Here is a 1,781-nt window from a genome sequence, read left to right on the forward strand (position 1 = left end):
GTTCTAGGAAAATCAATAGTTTTAATGGTTTTATTGCAAATAGCCGATGTTGCTTTTACCTCAAATTCTAATAACTCAGCATTTAAATTACTAAGTTTAGTCATGGCTACAACTTCTCCACGGCGTATGTATCTAAAAATATTGTTTGCTGCTAATAGTTTTTTATTAATTAAAGTATCAATGCCTATGGAATGTGATAAATCAAAATAGTCCATGTTTTCAACTAAAGCAATGGTTTTTTTAACACCTTTTGATTTAGCCACCAAACAAGACATAATATTGGTTTCAGAATTAGGCCCAACAGCAACAAAGGCATCCATCTCGCTAATATTTTCTTCTTCAAGAATATCAACATTACGCCCATCACTATTAATAACTAGCACTTTTGTTAACGCTTCTGCAATTTCAAATGCACTATCTCTATTGCCTTCAAAAAGCTTTACGTTTAATCCTTTATCGCTTAAGTCTCTTGCTGTTTTATAAGCTATTTGACTACCACCCAAAATCATCACATTTTTTATTTCTCTATTAACTTTACCTGTAAGTCTACAAAGTTCATCTGCACCACCTTCAGAAGTTATAAACACCACATTATCACCGCGTTTAAATTTAGTATCGCCTCTTGGAATAATAGTGAATTGTGTACCAAAACGCTGAATAGCAATAGGCACAAAATGTATTTCTGGAAAAATTTGAGCAGCTTCTTTAACCGTTTTCCCTACAAATGATGCTGCTCTTGGTAACGTTAATCCAGCCATGGTTAAGGCACCATCTTCAAACTCATAATTCTCGTTAAATGAGGATTGTTTTAATGATAATTCAATCTCTGAAGCAGCTAAAGCTTCGGGTGAAATTAACTCATCAATACCAATTTTTGTAAATCCAACTTCATCTTTATGATGAATAAATTCGGTATTAGAAATTCTTGCAATGGTTCTTTGCGCACCTAGTTGCTTTGCTAGTACACCTACCGTAATATTTGTAGTTTCACTCGATGTTACTGCAATAAACAATTCACATGAATCAATACGCGCTTCTTTTAAAATTGCTATTGACGTAGCATCGCCCTTAATAACTCGAATATCTAAATGTGTATTCGCATATTCTAAACTTTTTTTATTGGGGTCTATTAAGGTAATCTCTTGAGATTCGTAAGAAAGAAGTTTTGCTAAATGAAAGCCTACTTCACCAGCACCAGCTATAATTATTTTCATTATTTAATTATCATAAATAGTAGTACAAATATACTATAAAATAGAAGTTTGAACATAAAATTGGTTTATAATAATTATTTAGAATCCTGATTATGTAATGCTTTTCTAAAAGTTTATCTTTGCTGAAAATTTTTAAGATTTGTCGAAAATAAAGCCATACAAAAACAGCGATTTAGGTAAAAAAGAACAGGTAACAAAAATGTTTGATACCATTTCTAGAGATTATGATGGTTTAAACCGAGTTATTTCTTTCGGCATTGATATTAAATGGCGAAAAAAAGTTGTAAAACTGGTTAAAGAAACCAATCCAGACACCATTTTAGATATTGCTACGGGAACTGGCGATTTAGCGATTAACCTTGCCGAAACTAATGCTACAAAAATTGTAGGTTTTGACATAAGTAACGGCATGCTTGAAATTGGCAAGAAAAAAGTTAAAAAGAAAGGTCTAGAAACAAAAATAGACATGATTTTAGGAGATTCTGAAAACATGCCTTTTGATGATAATTCATTTGACGCTATTACAGTTGCATTTGGGGTAAGAAACTTTGAAACGCTTGAAATTGG

General features: G+C 32.0%; 2 protein-coding genes. One reads left to right on the forward strand and one right to left on the reverse strand.

Features of this window, described 5'->3' with window-relative positions:
- The coding region (gene trkA, locus WBN21_RS11745; RefSeq protein ID WP_424200503.1) for a Trk system potassium transporter TrkA at positions 1–1,214 on the reverse strand (1,214 nt) is incomplete at its 3' end.
- Positions 1,215–1,353: 139 nt separating this feature from the next.
- Here trkA and WBN21_RS11750 point away from each other — a divergent pair.
- Positions 1,354–1,781, forward strand: a 428-nt coding sequence (locus tag WBN21_RS11750) for a class I SAM-dependent methyltransferase (RefSeq protein WP_424200505.1), incomplete at its 3' end; no start/stop codon positions are given.

This window comes from Algibacter sp., from assembly GCF_049667265.1.
GTDB lineage: Bacteria > Bacteroidota > Bacteroidia > Flavobacteriales > Flavobacteriaceae > Algibacter_B.